Origin of the sequence: Paenibacillus montanisoli (assembly GCF_003268025.1) — a bacterium.
Taxonomy (GTDB): domain Bacteria; phylum Bacillota; class Bacilli; order Paenibacillales; family Paenibacillaceae; genus Paenibacillus_Z; species Paenibacillus_Z montanisoli.
Map to the genome: position 1 here is coordinate 202,151 of NZ_QLUW01000002.1, position 20,255 is coordinate 222,405.

At 49.8% G+C, this 20,255-nt stretch carries 22 protein-coding genes and 1 pseudogene; 4 read left to right on the top strand and 19 right to left on the bottom strand.

Annotated elements, in window-relative coordinates; genetic code table 11:
• The first annotated feature begins 436 nt into the window (after window positions 1–436).
• On the top strand, window positions 437–1,105 hold the full coding sequence (locus DL346_RS10160) for a C40 family peptidase (RefSeq protein ID WP_112882024.1): 669 nt from the start codon (window positions 437–439) through the stop codon (window positions 1,103–1,105).
• Window positions 1,106–1,146: 41 nt separating this feature from the next.
• Here DL346_RS10160 and mobA read toward each other — a convergent pair whose 3' ends face one another.
• From mobA to DL346_RS10185, 5 genes are all read right to left on the bottom strand, one after another.
• Window positions 1,147–1,776 (bottom strand): molybdenum cofactor guanylyltransferase, encoded by a 630-nt coding sequence (mobA, locus tag DL346_RS10165; RefSeq protein WP_112882025.1) that lies wholly within the window; start codon window positions 1,774–1,776, stop codon window positions 1,147–1,149.
• Window positions 1,777–1,797: 21 nt separating this feature from the next.
• Window positions 1,798–2,349 (bottom strand): DoxX family protein, encoded by a 552-nt coding sequence (locus DL346_RS10170; RefSeq protein WP_112882026.1) that lies wholly within the window; start codon window positions 2,347–2,349, stop codon window positions 1,798–1,800.
• A gap of 191 nt (window positions 2,350–2,540) precedes the next feature.
• Complete coding sequence (locus DL346_RS10175) at window positions 2,541–3,665, bottom strand: PAS domain S-box protein (protein WP_420849547.1); 1,125 nt, start codon at window positions 3,663–3,665, stop codon at window positions 2,541–2,543.
• The gene (locus DL346_RS10180; RefSeq protein ID WP_112882027.1) at window positions 3,658–4,311 is read right to left on the bottom strand and encodes a response regulator transcription factor; all 654 of its coding nucleotides are present in this window, start codon (window positions 4,309–4,311) and stop codon (window positions 3,658–3,660) included. Before DL346_RS10180 ends, DL346_RS10175 begins: the two co-directional genes overlap by 8 nt.
• Complete coding sequence (locus DL346_RS10185) at window positions 4,308–4,781, bottom strand: GAF domain-containing protein (RefSeq protein WP_112882028.1); 474 nt, start codon at window positions 4,779–4,781, stop codon at window positions 4,308–4,310. Before DL346_RS10185 ends, DL346_RS10180 begins: the two co-directional genes overlap by 4 nt.
• A gap of 242 nt (window positions 4,782–5,023) precedes the next feature.
• Here DL346_RS10185 and DL346_RS10190 point away from each other — a divergent pair, with 242 nt between their 5' ends.
• Complete coding sequence (locus tag DL346_RS10190; protein ID WP_240633121.1) at window positions 5,024–5,770, top strand: Crp/Fnr family transcriptional regulator; 747 nt, start codon at window positions 5,024–5,026, stop codon at window positions 5,768–5,770.
• 98 nt (window positions 5,771–5,868) lie between these two features.
• On the opposite strand, the pseudogene DL346_RS29440 reads toward DL346_RS10190, so the two are convergent.
• The 3 genes and pseudogenes from DL346_RS29440 to DL346_RS10205 form a co-directional block, all read right to left on the bottom strand.
• A pseudogene (locus DL346_RS29440) lies at window positions 5,869–6,740 on the bottom strand (glycine betaine ABC transporter substrate-binding protein).
• Window positions 6,741–6,746: 6 nt separating this feature from the next.
• Window positions 6,747–7,586, bottom strand: a complete 840-nt coding sequence (locus DL346_RS10200; RefSeq protein ID WP_112882029.1) for an ABC transporter permease — start codon at window positions 7,584–7,586, stop codon at window positions 6,747–6,749.
• Complete coding sequence (locus DL346_RS10205; RefSeq protein ID WP_112882030.1) at window positions 7,583–8,782, bottom strand: quaternary amine ABC transporter ATP-binding protein; 1,200 nt, start codon at window positions 8,780–8,782, stop codon at window positions 7,583–7,585. The genes DL346_RS10200 and DL346_RS10205 overlap by 4 nt, the downstream gene beginning before the upstream one ends.
• A 229-nt stretch (window positions 8,783–9,011) precedes the next feature.
• On the opposite strand from DL346_RS10205, the gene DL346_RS10210 reads away from it, so the two are divergent.
• Window positions 9,012–9,572, top strand: a complete 561-nt coding sequence (locus tag DL346_RS10210) for a GbsR/MarR family transcriptional regulator (protein ID WP_112882031.1) — start codon at window positions 9,012–9,014, stop codon at window positions 9,570–9,572.
• Window positions 9,573–9,648: 76 nt separating this feature from the next.
• On the opposite strand, the gene DL346_RS10215 is transcribed toward DL346_RS10210, so the two are convergent.
• Genes DL346_RS10215 through DL346_RS10230 form a run of 4 tightly spaced genes read right to left on the bottom strand, consistent with a single transcriptional unit; the run spans window position 9,649 to window position 13,105 of the window.
• On the bottom strand, window positions 9,649–10,347 hold the full coding sequence (locus tag DL346_RS10215; protein ID WP_112882032.1) for a M50 family metallopeptidase: 699 nt from the start codon (window positions 10,345–10,347) through the stop codon (window positions 9,649–9,651).
• Window positions 10,348–10,390: 43 nt separating this feature from the next.
• Entirely contained in the window at window positions 10,391–11,368 is a 978-nt protein-coding gene (locus DL346_RS10220; protein ID WP_112882033.1) for an ABC transporter permease, read from the bottom strand.
• Window positions 11,361–12,299: an ABC transporter ATP-binding protein gene (locus DL346_RS10225; protein WP_240633122.1), complete on the bottom strand. Its 939-nt coding sequence runs from the start codon at window positions 12,297–12,299 to the stop codon at window positions 11,361–11,363. Before DL346_RS10225 ends, DL346_RS10220 begins: the two co-directional genes overlap by 8 nt.
• Window positions 12,296–13,105, bottom strand: coding sequence for a GDSL-type esterase/lipase family protein (locus tag DL346_RS10230; RefSeq protein WP_112882034.1), 810 nt, complete (start codon window positions 13,103–13,105; stop codon window positions 12,296–12,298). Before DL346_RS10230 ends, DL346_RS10225 begins: the two co-directional genes overlap by 4 nt.
• Window positions 13,106–13,384: 279 nt before the next feature.
• Between DL346_RS10230 and DL346_RS10235 the strand changes: the two genes are divergently transcribed.
• Complete coding sequence (locus DL346_RS10235) at window positions 13,385–14,629, top strand: ATP-binding protein (RefSeq protein WP_133257513.1); 1,245 nt, start codon at window positions 13,385–13,387, stop codon at window positions 14,627–14,629.
• A gap of 87 nt (window positions 14,630–14,716) precedes the next feature.
• Here the strand turns inward: DL346_RS10235 and DL346_RS10240 are convergent, their stop codons facing one another.
• The 7 genes from DL346_RS10240 to DL346_RS10270 form a co-directional block, all read right to left on the bottom strand.
• Entirely contained in the window at window positions 14,717–14,932 is a 216-nt protein-coding gene (locus tag DL346_RS10240) for a CDGSH iron-sulfur domain-containing protein (protein ID WP_112882036.1), read from the bottom strand.
• Between the two features lie 92 nt (window positions 14,933–15,024).
• Complete coding sequence (locus tag DL346_RS10245) at window positions 15,025–15,771, bottom strand: hypothetical protein (RefSeq protein WP_112882037.1); 747 nt, start codon at window positions 15,769–15,771, stop codon at window positions 15,025–15,027.
• A gap of 113 nt (window positions 15,772–15,884) precedes the next feature.
• The gene (locus DL346_RS10250) at window positions 15,885–16,334 is read right to left on the bottom strand and encodes a VOC family protein (protein WP_112882038.1); all 450 of its coding nucleotides are present in this window, start codon (window positions 16,332–16,334) and stop codon (window positions 15,885–15,887) included.
• A 180-nt stretch (window positions 16,335–16,514) separates the two neighbouring features.
• Window positions 16,515–17,042 (bottom strand): PepSY domain-containing protein, encoded by a 528-nt coding sequence (locus DL346_RS10255; RefSeq protein WP_112882039.1) that lies wholly within the window; start codon window positions 17,040–17,042, stop codon window positions 16,515–16,517.
• On the bottom strand, window positions 17,027–17,863 hold the full coding sequence (locus tag DL346_RS10260; RefSeq protein ID WP_112882040.1) for a hypothetical protein: 837 nt from the start codon (window positions 17,861–17,863) through the stop codon (window positions 17,027–17,029). The genes DL346_RS10255 and DL346_RS10260 overlap by 16 nt, the downstream gene beginning before the upstream one ends.
• 78 nt (window positions 17,864–17,941) lie before the next feature.
• Complete coding sequence (locus DL346_RS10265) at window positions 17,942–18,985, bottom strand: phosphotransferase family protein (protein ID WP_112882041.1); 1,044 nt, start codon at window positions 18,983–18,985, stop codon at window positions 17,942–17,944.
• 29 nt (window positions 18,986–19,014) lie between these two features.
• The gene (locus DL346_RS10270; protein ID WP_112882042.1) at window positions 19,015–20,253 is read right to left on the bottom strand and encodes a VWA domain-containing protein; all 1,239 of its coding nucleotides are present in this window, start codon (window positions 20,251–20,253) and stop codon (window positions 19,015–19,017) included.
• Window positions 20,254–20,255: the final 2 nt, after the last annotated feature.

Below are 20,255 nucleotides of genomic sequence, written 5' to 3' on the forward strand. Positions count from 1 at the left end.
ATAGTAGCTGGAGGCGATTCCCATCAGTAAAACGCAGAGTAGCGAAACGGCAACCGTACGCCTTCTAGGGATGCGTAAATAACTTAGCTTGAGAAGTCCCCCTAGCTTTTTCAGAAGCCACCATAGAGCAATCAAAAGGTATTTACTTAGTGCAATCAGAACAGGGACTACTATCTTACGCACAAACACCCAAAGCAGCTTCCCGCTCACTTTCAGAACTCTACCAATCCGTTCTCCCCATATCCCCATCATGGAACCCCCAATGATCAGAAAATGCGATTGCGTCTCCTGTAAACATTATACAGGATATTCGGTACCGCAGACTCTTAACTAATGAAATGCATCCGTTTCCTGGCTCCCGACAGGCTTCTACCAAAATTTACGTGTTTCCCCTCCTGTTGAGAGGTTTAAGGAAGTATCGGGAGGCGATATAACTTTGAAGAAGACGATAGCAGCAATCGTAGTCGGTTGCGCCTTATTGACTGGAGCGTCCAGTGCGTTTGCAGCAACGGCAACGGTCGAGAGAACAGTTAACTTCCGAACGGCGCCGAGCACAGGCAGCACAACTTACGGTTATTTGAAATCAGGCACGAGGCTTACCGTCTTAAAAACGGTAAACAGATACTGGCTCAAGGTTCAATCCGGCAGCAGGGTTGGTTATGTATCGACGAATTATGTCGGTCCTGTATCCGGATCAACATCCGCTTCGAAATCAACCAGCACGGGAAGCAGAATCGTTGCGACGGCTAAAAACTATCTCGGAGACTTTAAATATAGATGGGGATCGGAGCCTTGGAATACAAGCTACAGATACTCGGATTGCTCCGCTTTTGTCCAGCTTGTATATAACAAGAAGCACGGCTTCGGGCTGCCGCGTTCAAGCTATCAGCAAGCTAGAGTCGGCCGTTATGTATCCAAGTCTACGCTCCATTTAGGCGATCTTGTATTTTTCGATACGAACAACGACCGCAAGATCAATCATGTCGGCATCTACATCGGAAGCGGGAAATTTATTCACAGCTCGCCTACTAACCGTGTCGGGACAAGCTCTCTGACTTCCGGCTATTGGAAGAATCATTATGTAACTGCCCGTCGGGTTATATAATAATAGAAGCAGTCTATCCACCGAGGATAGACTGCTTCTTTCTATATTTTTAATTTTTTTCCGGACAATCGGCGAACCGCTTCTATATAATCCTCCGGAACATGAATGGAAAACGAGAAATCGCTTTGTTCGTTCCCGGCCGCAAGCCTAGAATCAGCAGGTGCGCCAAGCCACTCGATATGGCCGAGACAGTCATTTATATTACTTTCTCTCGCAGCTAGCAATTCGGACAAGATAGGTGCGCATTTCTTTGCGTATATGGCGTGTAACAGAATAGGTTTTCCATGCAGCGTAGGAACGACTGCATCATGGGACGGTGAAAAATCGGTGAACAATCGTCTTGCCAAATCCGAACTTAGAAACGGCATGTCGCAGCCTGTAATCCAAACCGCCTCATGCTTCGCCAGATGCAATGCGGCGTGCATACCTCCGAGCGGCCCGCGCTCGGGATAAAAATCGGTAATAATTCGAACCGAATCATCTATGACTTGAAACAAAGGCTTCGGCACGCTCGCGACGACGATTATTTCATCGCAAAACCGTTTCATTTCCCGGATTTGCCGTTCGATCAACGTGATCCCTTCGAGCGGAAGAAGCGGCTTCAGCAAGCCGTCCATGCTTGCATTCTGTCCTCCCGCCAAAATTGCGCCCGTAACTGAAGCTGAATCCATTTTACTCCCCTCGCTTTCGAATTAACGAGGCAGCGTGCGGCCGTCGATATTTGCGTGCGTCTTTCCTTCTTTGCGCATAGCTGCCATCAGTCTCTTCCAGCCTTTGCGGATCAGCGGAATCAAGTAGTAGTCCAGTCCGAATTTTCCGGCGTTGGCACCTGCCGTGAAGACGATCATAGCGATCAGCAGCAGCCAAGGGTTCGTGCTTACCGTGCCGGCGAACAGGAACATGAAGTTCAGCATCATGCCGAAGAACGTCGCAGCCAGCGTCAATCCGCCGACGATCAAACCGACGCCGATCAGGAATTCACCTAAGGGAATCAAGAAGTTAATTAGCTTCACATTAGGAATCGCGAAGTGGTCCAGGAAATTCACGAAATTCGGGTAAACGGCTTCTTGTGTCGCACGATCGATGACAGGCTTCTCGACTGCGCCTTTCAAGAAACCGGTCGCATCGAAGCCGCCCGTCATCTTGTGCCAGCCTGCGTCCAGCCACTGCCATCCGATATAAATCCTTGCGAGCGTAACTAGCACCGCTGCCCATACGTTCTGTTTGAACCATCTCATGACCATCATGGCCATCTCCCTTCGGGACTTGTGTTGAGTTTGTTTTCTCTACGCCTTTAGTATGCAGGGTTCGAGCCGCGAATAATGTGAAATCCGTCACACAACGTGAAAGAATTCTGAAAATAGGCGGTCACGCGAGCTGTATATAAAAAAATCGCCCGCATAAAGCGGACGACTTTTCAGATATGGCTCATGATTTAACGGTTGGCCAGTTTCGAGGGCACGCGCAGAACGACTGTCGTTCCTTGTCCAGGCAACGATTCGACGCGCAGCGTCCCCGATACCGCTCGCGCTCTTTCTTCCATCCCGAACAAGCCGACTCCTCGGCGGGCTTTGTCACGGTTAAAGCCAGTTCCGCGGTCGGAAATGACCGCTTTCAGCATATCGCCGTCGCGGCACAAGCTAACGTCCGCTTCGGACACCTCTGCATATTTCCCTACGTTCGTCAGCGCTTCTTGGACGACGCGGTAAATTGCCGTTTCGACAAGCAAATCCGGCCGTGAGCCGAGATCGCAAACGAATCGAACCCGAATGCCGTAATGTCTCTCGTAATGTTCGATATACGTACGCAAGGCCGGAACGATGCCAAGGTCGTCGAGCACCGACGGCCGCAGCTCCCATGCAAGTCCTCGGACCTCCGCCATCAACTGCGACACAAGTTTGCCAAGGCGGCCTAGCCCTTCTTGCGATCCGTCCGAAACCATCCGGTCAATTTCGATTTTGAGCGAGAATAGGCTTTGGCCGATGCCGTCATGCAAATCCCGGGAAAAGCGCCGCCTCTCCTCCTCCTGGAAATTCATCATTTGCACCATCGCTGACTGCAGCTGCGCTTCCGTCTCCTTCAGCCTTGTGACCTCGTGCCGAATGGCTAAATATTGATTCGGCTTCCCCTCACTGTCCGCAAACGGAACGATCGTCGTGTCAACCCAATAGTAACCGCCGTTTTTCGCGCGGTTTTTGATTTCCCCCCGCCATACCTTTCCGGAGGATATCGTTCGCCACAACTCGCCCATGAACGCTTTGCCGTGCTGGCCCGAATTGACGATCCGATGATCTTTGCCGATCAACTCCTCGCGCGTATAGCCTGATATCTCGCAAAATTTATCGTTCACGTATTGAATGACGCCTCTCCGATTTGTAACGGCGACAATCGAAGCTTCGTCCAGCGCGAACTTGACGTCGGCGAGCTGCTTCAGCGAACGCCGAAGCTGGTTGCGGAACTGTTCGTCGTCGATGTCGGTTTCCAATCGTTCAAGCAGCGGCTTTACATTCGCCGCGATGTTTTCGGACGGATAGCGTTCGCTGTTCGACACATCATTCAAAGTTCAGCAGTCCTTTCTTCATCGCGAATTTGACAAGATCGGGTCTCGTTTTCAGGCCGAGCTTCTCCATCAGGTTGCTCTTGTGCGATTCGACGGTTTTGACGCTGATGATGAGCTGCTCGGCAATTTCCTTGTTGGAGTAGCCTTGCGCCACTTTCACTAAGATCTCCTTCTCGCGGTCAGACAACGATTCGTAGGTTCCTCCATGCTCGCCGAGCTTGAATTTGTCCAGATAATCGCTCATGAGCCGTTTGATCGCCGAAGGATTCAAGTAGGCTTGTCCTGCCGCGATAAGGCCGATGGCTGTTACCAACTCCTCATGGGGAGCGCTTTTCAGTATATAGCCGGAAGCTCCGGCGTGGATCGCCCGGAATAAATATTCTTCGTCATCGTGCATCGTTAAGACGAGCACCGCAACGCTGGGGTGCTGCTTTTTAAGCTCCCCGGTCGCGGTCAGACCGTCTTTGCCGTGAGGCATGCTCAAGTCCATGAGAACAACGTCGGGATGAAGCTCGTTCACTTTCAAGATTGCTTCGTCCCCGTCCGCTGCTTCTCCTACGACCTGTATGCCGTTTTTGCCATTTAGCAGCGACACGAGCCCGGAGCGAACAACAGCGTGATCATCCACCACTATGAGGCGAATCATACTTGTTCCCCTCCTGTCAGGGTTGTTCTTTGTTCGTATAATAGGTTCGCGATCACTTTGCTCGCTTCCTGCAAGCAAGCCTTCTCGTTCAGGGAGTAGATCCTCGGTTTTCGGTCCCCCGTAAGCAATACGCCCGTCGTATATGACCCTTCGAGTAAGGGAACGGCTATTACGGATTGAAGTCCCTCGGCGAGCATGATCGGGTAATCCTGCAGCTGCCGACTCGTCAAAAGTGACTCCGCTTGGAACGTCATCGCCCTGCCTACCTTCAACACCGTACCGGATAGTCCTTTCGCAGGCAGCTCTAATATTTGGCGAAATCGATCGCTGCGGTTGCCCGAAGCCGAGATCCAGTAAAGCAGTCGTTCTTCGCCCTGAAGGACGCCAAGCGAGCAGAAATCTGAACCGATTGCTTCCCTTAACTCGTGAAGCCGTACCGAAACCGGCGATATCGACTCGTACCCCTCCATTGCTAAACCCTTCTTTCATCATACTTCATTTGTACATCCAGTGTAACGGAAATTGCCGGTCGCGTAAGTCGGGGAATTCCCTGAAATCACGGACGGGGAAAATCCCGAATTTGCTCGCGGTCTCCGATTCCCCCACGGCAATTTAAGGGATTTCCCCCTCCAGTTTCAGCAAGCTCCCTGATGGTTCCAGCAACGCGGACGCGGTATGATTAGGTCAACAGTTAATCAGGAGGTCGACGTTCATGGCCATGGCCGAACCGATGACAGGCAAACAGGATTCATGCGAGAATCCACTCGCTATCCATCATTTCTTCTCCCAAGATCAGTTTTCGAGAATAGAGGAAATCATGTATCCCAGACGCGTGAAAGCGGGCAGTGTTATTTTCTGGGAAGGCGAGCCGACAGGCAAGTTATATTATTTGCGGTCTGGAAAAGTGAAGCTGCGGAAGTCGACGGAAGACGGTAAAGATTTCATCTTCTCCGTCTTGCAAGCAGGCGACTTGCTTTGCGAGCCCGAGGACGGCCTGCGCAAGGTTCACGAATTCAGCGCGCAAGTGATCGAAGATGCTGAACTCGGCGTGATTCAATGGAAAGACCTAGAGATACTCTTATATCGCTACGGTGAGTTTGCTGTTCGGTTCATGAATTGGATGGCGCTCATGCACCGGGTCACCGAGTCCAAGTTCCGCGACTTGCTCCTTTTCGGCAAGCCGGGTGCTTTGGCGTCCACGCTCATCCGGCTGGCTAATTCATACGGCGTTGCCTGCACGGACGGCATCCGGATTTCCCTGAAGCTCACGAATTCGGAGCTCGCTGAAATGATCGGCACGACTCGCGAAAGCATCAACCGAATGCTTCACGGCTTGCAGGACGAGGGCACGATCGAAATGCGCCAAGGGCGAATCGTTATTTTGAAGCTGAATGAGCTGCGCAAAATCTGCCAATGTCCAACTTGTCAGGCGTGCCCAAAGGAAGTTTGCAGAATATAACCGACCTTGTATTTCGCTTACTCCTAGAACGACACAAGATTTGGGATATAGTAAAAGAAGCAATCTATCCCCTGCAATGGATAGACTGCTTCTTTCTTTTATGACGATTTGATACCGGCAATCCAAGTCTTCACTAGATCCTCATGGCTGTCTACCCATTCCTTAGCTGCTTCTTCAGGCGACTTTCCGTCTTGAATCGCAACCATGACCTCCGCCATATCGTCCGGCGTCCAGACGAATTGATCGAGGAATGTATAGGCTTCCGGCATATCGTCTTTTAAATGTTGGCGGACCATGGTATGAATTTGCTCATCTCCGCCGTAAACCCCTTTAGGATCCTCCAAGTATTTCAAATCCATCTTCGCGAACATCCAGTGCGGCGTCCATCCGGTGACGATAATCGGCTTTTTGGCATCATAGGCCTTCTGAAGCTCCTGAGCCATCGCGGATGACGAGCTTTCGATGAGCTTCCACTTGCCTTCAAGGCCGTAATCCTTTAACGCCTTCTCGGTGGACATCATAAGACCGGCACCAGGTTCATCCCGATGATCTGATTGCCAACCTGACTTCCGAGCTCATCTTTTTGCAAATCCTCGATCGAGGCGGCGTCCATATAGGAAGGAACGACAAGTCCGATTTTCGTTCCGTTAAGATTAGGTCCGAGATCTTCGATATTCGGGCTGTACTTTTCCAAATAAGAAGCGTGCGTCGTCGGCAGCCATGCGGCTACCATACCGTCCGCGCTGCCATCCGCGATGCCGGCCCACATCGGACCGGCATCGACCTGCAGCAGGTCAACCTTATAATTCAGCTTGGATTCCAGCACGTACTTCGCGACGTTCGTGCTTGCGATTTCTGAATCCCATGCCACATAAGCGAGCTTGATTTGTTTCTCCTCTCCTTTCACCGAACAGCCTGCCGCTAGCAGAGCTAGCACGATAATCGACAATATGAATCCGAATTTTTTCAAATCCCATCACCTCTGGCGTTTATTTTTGTTCACCATCTTTTGCGTCATCCGGTCTAGCAGGATGGCCAGCACGACAATCGAAATGCCGGCTTCGAAGCCGGTTCCTGTCTTCGTCTGGGTCACGGCCCGATAGACATCGGCTCCGAGTCCCTGCGCGCCGATCATGGAGGAAATGACCACCATCGACAAGGACAGCATGATCGTTTGATTGATGCCTGCCATCATAGTCGGGAGCGCAATCGGAAGCTGCAGCTTAAACAGCTTCTGATTCGGCGTCGATCCGAATGCATCAGCCGCCTCGACAAGCTCTCCCGGCACCTGACGGATGCCCAGATTGGTCAGCCGAATCGTCGGCGGAACGGCAAAAATAATCGAAGCGATTACGCCAGGCACAACGCCAAGCGAGAAGAACGAGACGGCTGGCAGCAAGTAGACAAATGCAGGCATCGTCTGCATAAAGTCCAGCACAGGCGTGACAATTCCTTGAATGAGTCCGCTCCTGGCACACAGAATGCCGAGCGGAACACCGATTACGATAGAGAGCAGAGATGCGGAAAGCACGATGGATAACGTTTCCATCGCGTTATCCCAATAACCCAAATTGTCGATCAGCAAAAGCCCTATGAGAGCAAACGAAGCCAACTTCCACTTTCCCAAAAACCAGGTAAGCACCGTCAAGAGCGCAATCATTAGAAGAGATGGCCCTGAATTTAGCGCCATATGTATGAAGTCAACTAGTGAGCCGATTATAATGCGGATAAAGTCAAAAATCGGGCCAAACTGATCTTCCATCCATGCTTCAAGCGCCTCTATCCCTCTGCCGATCGGCAGCTTCGGAAGATTCACCCGGCCTCACCTGCTTCCGGAACGGCATTTCCTGCCAACGCCGCAAGAACGGCGCCTCGAATGACGATGCCGATCAGCCGCTTCGTATCATCGATGACGGCAAGCGGAATTTTCGTGGCAGCCATCGTTTCGAACAGCTCATTCAGATAGGTTCCGGGCGATACGGAGGGTACCTCTTCAAGTGTAATATCCTCGAGCGCAAGACCTTCTTTGAGTGCCGCAGAAGCGCCCTCGGCCGTAAGTACGCCCAGAAGCCGCCGGCTTTTATCGGTTACATACAAATTGGATACGCCGCGGTCGCGCATGAGTTGAAGGGCGACGCGCGGACCGCGTTCAAGCGTAATGGTCTCCGGCCTTGTCATGACATGCGAGGCCGTCAACACTTTGGACAAGTCTACATCCTCGATAAACTTCTCCACATAGCGATTAGCGGGATTCATCAATATTTCCTCAGGCGTCCCGATTTGAACGATCGAGCCGTCTTTCATTAAGGCGATTTTATCCCCGATACGGAGCGCCTCATCCAAATCATGCGTGATGAAAATAATCGTTTTTTGCATCGTGGCTTGAAGCTGCAGCAGCTCATCCTGCATGTTCTTGCGAATGAGCGGGTCCAGCGCGCTGAAGGCTTCATCCATCAGCAAAATGTCCGGATCGTTTGCAAGCCCCCGAGCAAGCCCGACGCGCTGCTGCATGCCCCCGCTTAGCTGATCGGGGTAGCTGTTCTCCCACCCTTTTAAACCGACTAATTCGAGTGCCGCAAGCGCCATCTCTTGCCGCTCCGGTTTCCTGATGCCCTGCACTTCCAGTCCGTATTCGACGTTTCGAAGCACGGTTCGGTTCGGAAACAGGGCAAACTTCTGGAATACCATCCCCATGCTTTTCCTGCGGAACTCTCGCAATTCCTTGGCATTCATCCGCACAATATCGCTTCCGTGGAACAAAATCTCCCCGCTTGTCGGTTCGATCAAACGGTTAAGCAAGCGAATCAAGGTGGATTTGCCGCTGCCGGATAGTCCCATGATAACGAAGATTTGGCCTGCTTCGATGGAGAAGCTGGCGGCGTTTACGCCTACGGTCAGCTTCTTTTCCTTCAAGATGCGTTCCTTCGTCCACCCTTGCTTAAGGAGCGGAATTGCTTTTTCAGGTTCATTGCCGAAAATTTTGGTCAATTGATTGACTTCAATGATGGACATACGCAGCCCTATCCCTCCCTTTGCATTAGCTGGTTACAGTTTAGAGCGTTTGAAATATTCAGTCAACAGTTTGTATCGTTCATAAATTACGTACAGTTTTAACTTTACAATGGTATCGTAGAAAATACGCCCGTATGCTCGCATTTCCTGCATGAAACGGTTCTTTACATTTATTTTGAGATGTGTTTTCATAAGCAATAGTCGGACTACCTGTCCTTAGGAGGCACTTATGTCGGAGGAATTAGACGGTTTAACAGCTGAACAGATTCGGGCACTGCAGTCATCACGTCAGCGTGTGATCGATTCCATTGGAAAAAATATGGACCTGTATGGCGTTACCTTGTCCATCGGTCACTTATATGGGTATATGTTCTTTCGAAACAGCCCCATCACCTTGGATCAAATGAGCGAAACGATGGGAATGAGCAAGACATCGATGAGCACGGGCATGCGCACCTTGATGGATTTGAAAATGATCGATAAAGTATGGGGAAAAGGCTCGAGGAAGGATTTTTACGAGGTCGTTTCAGACTGGCACCAAAACTTCACCGATTTCTTTTCTATTAAATGGCGCAAAGCGGTCGAGAGCAATACGGCCTCGCTGCAGAAATCGCTGAAGGAAATTCGGACGCTGCAGGAATCCGATCCAGACAACGAGAAGCTCCAAGCCATATCGGCCATCGATGAACAAAAGATCGTTGAGGCGCTGAAATATTACAGATGGCTCTTGCGATTAATCGATTCCTTCGAAACCGGGGAAATCTATCAGTTTATACCTAAAGAAGAATAAAAACGCTTCTTTCAAACCTGATGACAAAAGGGATGAGCAGGCCGTATCGCCCGCTCATCCCTTTTTCTGTTTGTCTTCACAAGGTGATGGGTTTGGATGCTCCTCTGCCATGTCCTTTCCTTCTGCCCTGCCTAAGTACCTTTTTCACGCTAATGAAGGCCAGTATGCAAGCCTGCAGCATAAAAAAGACGCCCCAGACGGAAGCCGGCAAAAATGTCGCTTCCGCCAAATTCGCCGCGTCTCCTGCTTCTGTCGGCGAGTATAAGCTACGCCATAAAATCACGAAGCTGCTCGATACGGATTCCGCAACCACGAATACAAATAGCCCGATGGAAAAAGCTGAGATCCACTTTCCTTTTCTCCAAAGCGATAGAATCAGCAAGCAGATAAATGCCGCTAGCCAAAGGATACCGAACGGATTTCGCACCCACAGCAGCACGTTGACGACAGATATGATTGCAAACAGCCAGAGATTTAACGCGTGTTTCCCTCTATGACATAACACAGCCAGCAATAGGGCGAATAGAGAAGAACCGATATACCCTGCAAGGCTAGTCAGCACTGTTCCTATGTGACTGGATGAAAGTGTGTACGTGACACCGGATGTATCGGAGAACAGCTGAATTTGGACGACCTTGCCATGCAGTGCCAATGCCATAAGTGCATGGGCCGACTCGTGAATGAGCGTATTGACGATTTTGAAGAAAATGCCGATAAACGGCAGATGGATGATGATCAGCGCCAAAACTAAATAGCCGGCGACTTTCCAGTTCATGGGATCCCTCTTTCCCTGCTAACGATATAACCCTAGGAATGGGTTAATACACGTCCCGCCGCGTGAACGAGACGAACGATACGATCAGGGCCCCGATGCCCCAGACGAGCAGCACGAGCAGCGAGAAGCCGAGCGACATGCCCGCAATCGGCGGGTCCGCATCCTGCAAGTAATCAATCAGTTCGAGGTTGACCATGAACAGGTACTTGGCCGTCTCCCAGGATTCGACCATCTCCCGCAAGATGGTGCCCGCTATGAGGCAGGCCAGCATGATCCCCATGACCGCAGCAGTCGTGCGGACCAAGACAGACAGCATGAAGGTAATCGTCGCCACGACGAGCGAGACGAACCAGGCGAGCCCGAGCTCCATCAGAATGAATTGCCATTGGGGCAAGCTGCGCACGCCTGATGTATCCAGTTCGCCTCCGGTTACAGTGAAGCCGGTCAGCACAGGCGCATCCCAGCCTTGGAAGCCGAACACCAGTCCCGAAATGACCGTCGACAGCACCCCGAACAACGTTATTATGATCGAGACTGAAAGCATGAGCGCCAAATATTTGCTTAGCAGAATACGCCACCGCCTCACCGACCGGGTGAGCAGCACCTTAATCGTGCCTGAACTATGCTCGGAAGAGACAAGGTCGGCGGCGACAATCATCATCATAAGCGGCAGCAGCAGCGTAATGCCGTTCTCGACGAAGCCGCGAACAAAGGTCGGCGCGCCGGGCTCCGAGGGGTTGATGTTCCGGTCTAAGTAGTAACGCTGCTGGGCGATGCGCATCTCCAGCTCGCCTTCGTCGCCGCGCCCGCTTCCGTTGGCAAGACGGGACTCCCAGCCCGCGATCCGCTGCTCCAGCGCGGTGCGCCAGTCGACGTCGCCGAAACGCTTGCGGTTCTCCGCCGCCTGCTGGAACTGGGCATAAGTGAACAGCGAGATTAGTATCGCGATGATAAGCGTGACGACGACCAGCCTGCGTTTGCCCGTGATTTTCACCATTTCGTTATAGACGAGGTTAATCAATGCTTTCACCTCCCGTCAGCTCAAGGAACAGGTCCTCCAGCGAAGGCAGCCTGCGGCTCATCTCGGTCACCGTCACGCCGGACTCGACAAGCGCCTGATTCCAGCGCCCGATCTCCAGCTCGTTGTACGGCGTTAGCACCTTATCTCCCTTCACCTCAGCCGAACCGGCTAGCTCCCGGAGCAGCAATTCGCCCTTCGCCAGCGGCGTAAGCCGCCAACTGACCTTCTCCTGCTGGGACAGCAGGTTGTCCACCGTATCGACACGGATGACGCTTCCCTTCGAAATAATCGCGACCCTGTCGCACATCAACTGAATTTCGCTCAACAGATGGCTCGACACGAGCACTGTGAGTCCTTCATGCTCGGCAAGATAGCGGATGAATTCACGCATCTCCCGAATGCCCGACGGGTCAAGCCCATTTGTCGGCTCATCGAGAATAAGCAGCTTTGGCCTGCCGAGCAGCGCCTGTGCGATTCCGAGCCGCTGGCGCATCCCGAGCGAGTAGGTCTTCACTTTGTCGTGTATGCGCGTCGACAGCCCGACGAGCCGGACGACCTCGTCCATCCGATCTTCGTTAATTCCGGGCATCATCCGAGCAAAATACTGCAAATTCCCCCATCCGCTCAAATAGGTGTATAGCTCCGGATTTTCCACGATGCAGCCCATGCTTCCGGTTGCCTCCGGGAACTGCCGGTGCAGATCGTAGCCGCAAATCCGGATCGTGCCCGCAGTCGGCTTGATCAGGCCGACGAGCATTCGGATCGTCGTCGTCTTGCCTGCCCCATTAGGCCCGAGAAAGCCGAACACCTCGCCGCGCTTCAGCTCGAAGTCGAGCCCCTTAATAATCTCCCGCTTGCCGATCACCTTCCGGAGCCCTTGTACCGATAGCGTAATCTCTTCTTGATCTGCCATTTTTGCTAAGCCGGTCATTCGCTCTCCTCCTTCCATGTGATCAGCGAAGCGACCCGCTCTCCAATGAGCCGGTAGCCTTCCGCGTTAGGATGAAACTGATCCCGTGCCAAATAATCCTGCACCTGCAGCTGGAACAAGTCCAAGGTAGGCACGAGTACGGTGTCCGGATATACGGCTGCGGTTTCGGCCGCTTGATAGTTCCAATCCCGCACAATCTTGGTCGTCGTCTTTGTATCTTTCATCGCGATGAACGGATTATATAGTCCGATTAAAAACAGCTTTGCGGAAGGATTGACCCCTCGCAAATCTTTCAGTACGCCGTCCAGATCGACCAGATACGCTTCTTGTATGGAAGCGATGTTGTCCGGGTTCAAATTGCCAAGCGTCTCGCCGCCCCGGAACAGATCGTTGCCGCCAACGCTGACGACAATGACATCCGCTGCCTTTAACTCGCTTCGTACGGCCGGCTCAGTGAGCGATGCAGCCAGATCAGGCGTCCGCATCCCGTTGATGCCGTAATTCTTCACGAGAATTTCCTGATCTTTCGCCTTCGTTTTCAATGCCTCCACCATGTACCCGACATATCCTTTGCCATCCGGATCCCCGGCTCCGCGCGTAATCGAGTCGCCTAGCGCTACGACGCGGAACTTCCCGTCATCGACGGCAAGCGCCGGCGTTTCTTCCGCAGCAGCCGGTATCGATGTCCCCGCAGTATCGGGCGCACCCGCGAAATAGTCCTGCAGCGTCCATCCCAGCCCGCCCAGCCAAATTAATCCGGAAAGCGCTGACGCGGCCATCAGCCCTTGAATCCAATTCCCTTTCATCAAACGCACTCCTCCTATTCTACTAGAGAACATAGCACACGAAGCTGAAAGACAGCTTAAAAATGGATCTAGCTGCGGCAATCCCCTAATATAATTTTTTATCCGAGTAATTGGGCGGATTATAGATCAAAATCGAGCTATTTCTGCGATTAGGAATAATTATACAAAAGGATTATTGAATCATACAGCGAATAATAGATTAACCAATTTGTGGCTGAAAAGGATTCAAAACCATAAAACTTGAATAGAGAAAAAATATTTTTAAAGGGTGGGAACAAATTGGCTCAAAGCATCATGGGAAATTATATGTTTATCTGTATTCCATCTATTTTGTACTTCGTTTTCTGGACGAAATATGGTGCGGAAACGGGAAAATTTTCGAAAATCGTATTGTTTCTATTTTTAAGCACAACATTACTATTATGCATGTCATTCCCGTATCATTATGATGGCGGTTTTCTTTTCGATTTTAGACTGATCCCTCTTGTGCTGGGCATTTTATACGGCGGTCCATGGGTTGGCGCAGCTCTTCTTGCTATTTTAATTACATACCGATATATCATTGGCGGCGGAGATGGCTTCTACATCGCATCGATTGTGGCCGCTGGTACCTATTTTAGTCTTTTGGTCTTTTTGACTAAATATCGTTTGAATAGTCTCCCTAAAATATTTAGAGCTCTTATTGTATCAACGGCACTCATCCCAATCACTATTAAGCTGATCTTGTTCAGTCTGAACTACATCACCTATAACCAAGCTTTTCTTTCCGTAGCGTTCAGGGTTATCGAGTTCACCGCGATTTGCATTACGGTTTATCTTATAGAGTTTGTGAGCAATCATTTCAAACTCCAAATGGAGCTTAAAGAGATTGAAAAAATGAGGGTCATTAGTCAAATTGCAGCAAGCGTGTCGCATGAGATCCGAAATCCTCTAACGACAGTCAAGGGATTATTACAATTATTTAAAGAAAAGGAACTTCCAACGGATAAGCGTGCGAATCTAACCGAAGTCGCATTAAATGAACTAAGTACGGCTATAAACATCATTTCCGATTATCTGACATTTGCTAAACCGCAAATAGCCAAATTGACCCCTCTTGATTTGACAACGGAGCTGCAGCATGTCGTTAGCGTTTTGACACCTTATGCAAACATGCAGCAAGTGACGTTAACGATTGAATTGGAGTCCGATCTATCGGTCCTTGGCGACAGCCAGCAGCTCCGTCAGAGTCTAATCAACCTGGTCAAAAATTGCATTGAAGCTTCATCAAATGGAAGAGTAGAGATCGCCGTTCGTATGAAGCGTGAGTATGTGATCATAAGAATCCAAGATACGGGCTCCGGCATGACAGCGGATCAGATCTTAAGGCTTGGCACTCCTTACTACTCTACGAAAGAAAAAGGCACGGGCCTCGGTACAATGGTAGCTTTTAGCATCATTAAGGCAATGAACGGTTCAATCCATGTGGAAAGCGAAATTAATAAGGGAAGCGTATTTGAGATTTCGTTTCCGGGCGTTAGATGATCTCGCATACTAGTGCACGATTACTCGCGGACTCGGTTGCCCACAAAAAAACCGGCGGGATATTCCTCCGCCGGTTTTCTGTGTTCTCTATTCCTTCTTCGCTCTCGGCGCGCTTTCAAAGCCGATCGATTTGTGCGTGCCATCGCAGAATGGCTTGTTGTTCGATGCTCCGCATCGGCAAAGCGAAAACGATTCTTTGTGATCGAATGGATTGCCTTCCGCGTCTACCAGCTCTACCGGTCCCGTCACTCTCAGCGATCCGTTGTCGTTTACTTTAATCGTCACTTTGTTTTCAGTTGTCATAGGATTGATGTCCCCTCCAAATTAGGTCGTTACATTAAGTATAACCCCCAGGTTTCCAGAAAATTCCGCTTGCTAAGATAAGAAAAAGCGCACTAAGGCTCCAGCCCGTGCGCTTTTCTAAGTTCTTCTTCGTAATGATCATCTATGTAATTTCGGATGAAGCTCTCACGCGCAGCTTCATTCTCCAATCGCCTAAACCAGCCTGCCTTCATTGTGCGCTCCCGCTCCGGCTTTTCGTTCCATATAGACAGCGCCGTACGCTTTAAATTCATCTTGATCCGGTGCTCGATCAGTTGATCATTCACGCGCTGGGTTCTAAGCTCCTCGGCCTGTTCGGCTGCGGCGAGCTGCTGCATCTGCAGCATCAATTCCTTCTGGAATCCCACCATCTGCTCATATCGCTCGGATAAGGCAGCAATCCGATTAAGGCGTTCGGTCTGCTCAACCGTCATATCTCTGACCGCTTCAAATTCCGTGCGGATCTTGAGAACCTCTGAGGCTATAATTTCGTAACGGCCGTTATAGGGCTGAGGTAACAAATCGTCTTCATTACGATCGACAGGCTGCAGTTCCGTTGAAGCGGCATTTGAACGCTGCACCGTCATAAGCGCAGCTGCTTCCACCGTTACGCCTGACTGCATGCGTATCAAATGCATGAATCTGAAAGCCGCGGCGTCTCGGCCGGAGTAAGATCGGTTTTTTGCGGTATTTCGGTCGAAAGCATACCCTGCCCGCTCGAGAGCAGAGGCATATTTCCGCACCGTAACCGACTCAATCCGCAGCATGTCGGCTATATTCTTTGTACTGTATCGGATTTCATAGTCGATTATATCGCTCATTTACGGTAACACCTCTCGTTATTTCATACAAGGTACCTATCTTTACCCTGAAGCCGCTGTTTCGAACCGGAACATTCTCCCATCAATCGACCATTTTCATGCTTTTGGCCAGTTTATCGAGTACCATAATCATTAATTTCAATTTTACGCCCGTCCGGATCGTAGAAAGCGATCTCTTTGCCGCATCCGCCCCGATCTTTAATTCCATCCGTAGCAAGCTCGACATTTTTCACTATCATTCTTTCATGTATATCCTCGATATCCTTGACCTGGAACATCAATATCGCATGATTATAACCGTCTATATTATTGAAATTCATTGAAAACTTATCATTGGACTGTACGAAAAAAAGGCTTCCCCCTCCCGGGATATCCTTGGAGAAGTTCAATACGACAAGATCCGCATGAGGGTCTAACGGCGCAAAATCAGCTGCCTCCAGTCCAAAAATCTCGCTATACCATTTTGCAGTCGTATAGGGATGCTTAGCCGGCAGGTAAATACAAGTTAAATTGAGCAGCTTGGGTTCGGACTTTGTTGCGCTTGGGGTATCTATGTTTTCCATCCTCTTGCTTCCTCCCGTTTGTCTACTATTGAACCAGACTAGACTTCACCTCTAGTTAATCTTACTATAACAAGGTTTCCAGTTTTCTACTACATGACAATCTTCATGTTTGTAGCCAATGTAAAACAAAAAAAAGCCGCAACGCGCGGCTTTAACTTGTTCAGGCCTATTTCAAATGACTCAATCTACATATTCAATGTCGACTTGATTCCCGGTTTGGGCGTCCACATAGACGTTTGTCACTCGTTCATAACCTTTCACAGGAATGGAGTAAACCAGTTTCCCATTACGGTTCATCAGCTTTGGTTGACCGGTGACTACTAATTCATCGTTGATCTGTTTAAGCGCGGTCTCCGGTGATACGCTTGCTTGCGTCTGGACTATTCTGTCTCTTCTCAAATAATAAGTAGTCGTATCGAAATTTTGCAAGGTTCCTTTTGCTATATTGATCGTAACTTGAACGGTTGCGTCCGAATTCGGAACGCCGCCAGCTTGAGGTACTAATATTACATCTAGCAGAGAGTCCCTTGCCGCTGTATGATCGATGACCAGAGGAGCCTCCCCCCACCGTTGTACGAGGGATTGGGCGAATTGAATGGCCTCTTCCTTTGTCATTTTGCCATTATCGAGCTTCTTAGGTCCGCTATCAGACGGATAAATTCGTAATAAATGCGCTCCAGCAACGCTTATCTCTACTTCATAAAACATCTTCTTGCCATTGCCGGACCAGAACCTGAGGCTATCCCCAAACTCCGGTGCCCCCCTCCGCCGCTGGACGTAACCTGATTATCTTTTTCGTCCTTCCAAACCAAATTCATGAATGATTTTACTTTCGTCTGCAATTCTTCCTTATGCACTCGCTTTTCGTTCTTAAACACCAGAACTTGAGCAGGTTTATAGGGGTATAAGCTGTACTGGTAGTCGTTGAACGACTTGTCCTTATCACCGATTGTGGGATTGGAATCGAGCTTGGCCGTTAAAGTAGCTATTAATCGGCTCATTTCCTCGGAAGGAACTTCGTCCACATGAGGACCATACATTACGTTATCTTTTAGTTGACGCATCACCGGAACCGTTTTGAGCGTGTAATCTCGCATCTTTAATAGGTTTTGCAGTTGAAGCTTCGTCAGCGTTTCGCCGCCATCATGCAATAAGTAACCCAAATAATTAGCGGTTTGCCTCCAAAATGGCTCGACTAGATTCAATTGAAAGTGGTTTAGAATCGTTGGAGCTGGATAGAACCAGTGCGAATGCGCCATATAAGAAGCCGATTCATGGGCATCGGCTAAATATTTCTTGCGATAGGAAGCGGAGTTCGAAGCAAGAATATTGGCGAGGTCAACATCTAATGAATAAGTATACATGAATTGCATATGTACCCAATTGCGTGTTTCTGCAAGCTTTTCGCTTTTCAGTTGATCCATTTCATGCTTCAGCTCTTTATGGATCAAATACCCGCCAACCATAATAACCATCAATATAATGACCAATATATTCGTCGTAATCTTGTATTTCTTTGCTTGATTCACATTCTAAGTCTCCGTTTCTGCTAAGCTGTAGTTCTTATTAAACGCTAACGGAGAATGGAAGTCATGTAGTAAAATCTGCTAACGGGATGAGCGTTTCATTAGGAATGTTTCTACGATTTCGACACTCGGTTCAATGTGATCCCAACGGTTCATGCAGTGATGAACAATCATGTCCAGATCATTTTCATTCTGGGCTTGTTCGGTGTTGCGGAATAAGATATTCATGAGCCAATTCGTTAGATTGCGGAGATGATGGCGATAGGAGTAGAACCGTAACAAATCCGGATTAATCGTCATGGAGCTGCCCATTTGCTCTTCATAGGCGGAGAAGAAAACTTCGAAAGCTTCTCCGATATATCCTGCTAAATCGTATTCCGGCGGTGCGATGACGGATGACTCCCAATCGATGACATACAGCTTGTTTTGATGGCGAATCAAATTCCCGCCCCACAGATCGCCGTGGCACAGTACTTTTTCTTTATTTTGGGCAATCGCTAAGCTGCGGAGATGACGAACACGCTTCAACATCGCTAGGATCTGCTCTTTATTTGACCCAACCTGTTCTCGCAATGCCTGTTTGATAGGGTCGGCAACCGTTAATGGATTTTCAAGCAAGGACAAACACATTTCAAGGTCACGATCAAACGAGAGATCATAGGTTTCCGTCAATAGCAAAGAGTGGTCGATAGAAGGAGTGATCCGATGTATGGCAGCGACCGACTTTGCAATCTCTGCGAGAATCTCCTCCGTGAACGGGTAGGCTTCCGCTAACGTTTCCCCTTCAATGAAAGTAAACAATACGATAGTGATCGCATTGCATGTCGTTTGATAGTCACCGGCAACGGTTTTGATTGGACATGAAATATTGGGAAAAAGGTTTTGATGAACCATGCTCCAATTAAGAGGTAAATAGCAGGTCAGCTTCTCGACGCTTTTTCTTTGCCGATCATTTTGATGATCAAACAGTTTAAGATAAAATCGGTCTCCATTCGCGCACTCCACGCGGTAAGAATAAGCCGAATCGCCCATTGGAATGAAATGAATGCTTTCCGCCTGGATCCCGTAACTTTGATTAAGGCTAGACAGGAGGATCTGATCTTCTATCCGATATTGAACTTCCATATGTCCCTTTCATGCCCCTTTCAGCTGGGTTATCTACGCTGGCTGCCGAGTTGTCCCGTACGTTCAGCCAGCAGCTTCAAATCCAATCCTTTGAGCGCTCCTTCGATTAATTCTGGAAGCTTGTCCGGTGAACAGCCGAAGCAGGGAATGCCATAACGGGCCAGCTTCATGGCAACTTCTTCATCATACGAAGGCACTCCGTCGTCAGAAAGCGCGAGCAAGCAAATCGTCTTGACGCCTGCTTCATGCATGTCTCTTAATCTGCGAATCATCTCGGACTGGTTTCCGCCTTCATATAGATCGGAAACGAGCAAGAACATCGTCTTCTTCGGCTCCGCAATGAAGGATTCGCAGTACTGAATCGATTTGTTGATATCCGTTCCGCCGCCAAGCTGAATCCCGAACAGCATGTCGACAGGATCGTTCGCGCACTGCTCGCTTAAGTCAACGACTTCCGTATCAAATGCAACTACACGCGTATCGAGCGACGGCATACTGGCAAAGATGGAGCCCACGATCGAGGCATAAATAACGGAGCTTGCCATAGAGCCGCTCTGATCGATATCGAGAATAACGGTCCATTCTTTGCTTTTGCGGGCACGATCGAAAAAATAGACTTTTTCCGGAATGAGCAGTTTGCGGCCGGTATCGTAGTGTTTTAAGTTTTTGCGAATGGTTGTGGCCCAATCGAGTCCCGACATGGACGGGAGCGGCGAGTGCTGCCGTTTGTTGAGAGCACCCGTTACGGCTCTTGTCAACTCTTGCGCCAGCCGTTTCATGATCTCATCGACGACTTCCCGTACCAGCTTTCTCGCTGTTTCTTTTGTTCGCTCCGGGATTTGGCCTCGCAGCGACATAAGCGTTGCGACCATGCTAATATCGGGTTTGACCTGAGAAAGCAGCTCAGGCTCGAACAGCAGCTGCGTGAGCCCTTTGCGGTTAACGGCATCGGCTTGAATAACCGACACGATATCCGGAGAGAAGAAGGCTCGCACGTCGCCAAGCCACTTCGCAAGCTTTGGTGAAGACGCGCCGAGCCCAGCCGAACGTGCGCGGGAGTTTCCGGAATTGCCGCCGGAATCCGCGCCGGAAATACCTGAAGTGCCGTCGTAAATGGCAGCCAGCGCTTCATCCATCAGCATATCTTCTTCATTTAGCAGCGGAATACCCGCTTCTTCGCGCGTAAGAACGGATTGAAGTTTATCCTCCGCCGACGCGCCTAAAATCAAGCGCCAACGTTTAACTAGTTCGGAATCAAGATTCGTCATAG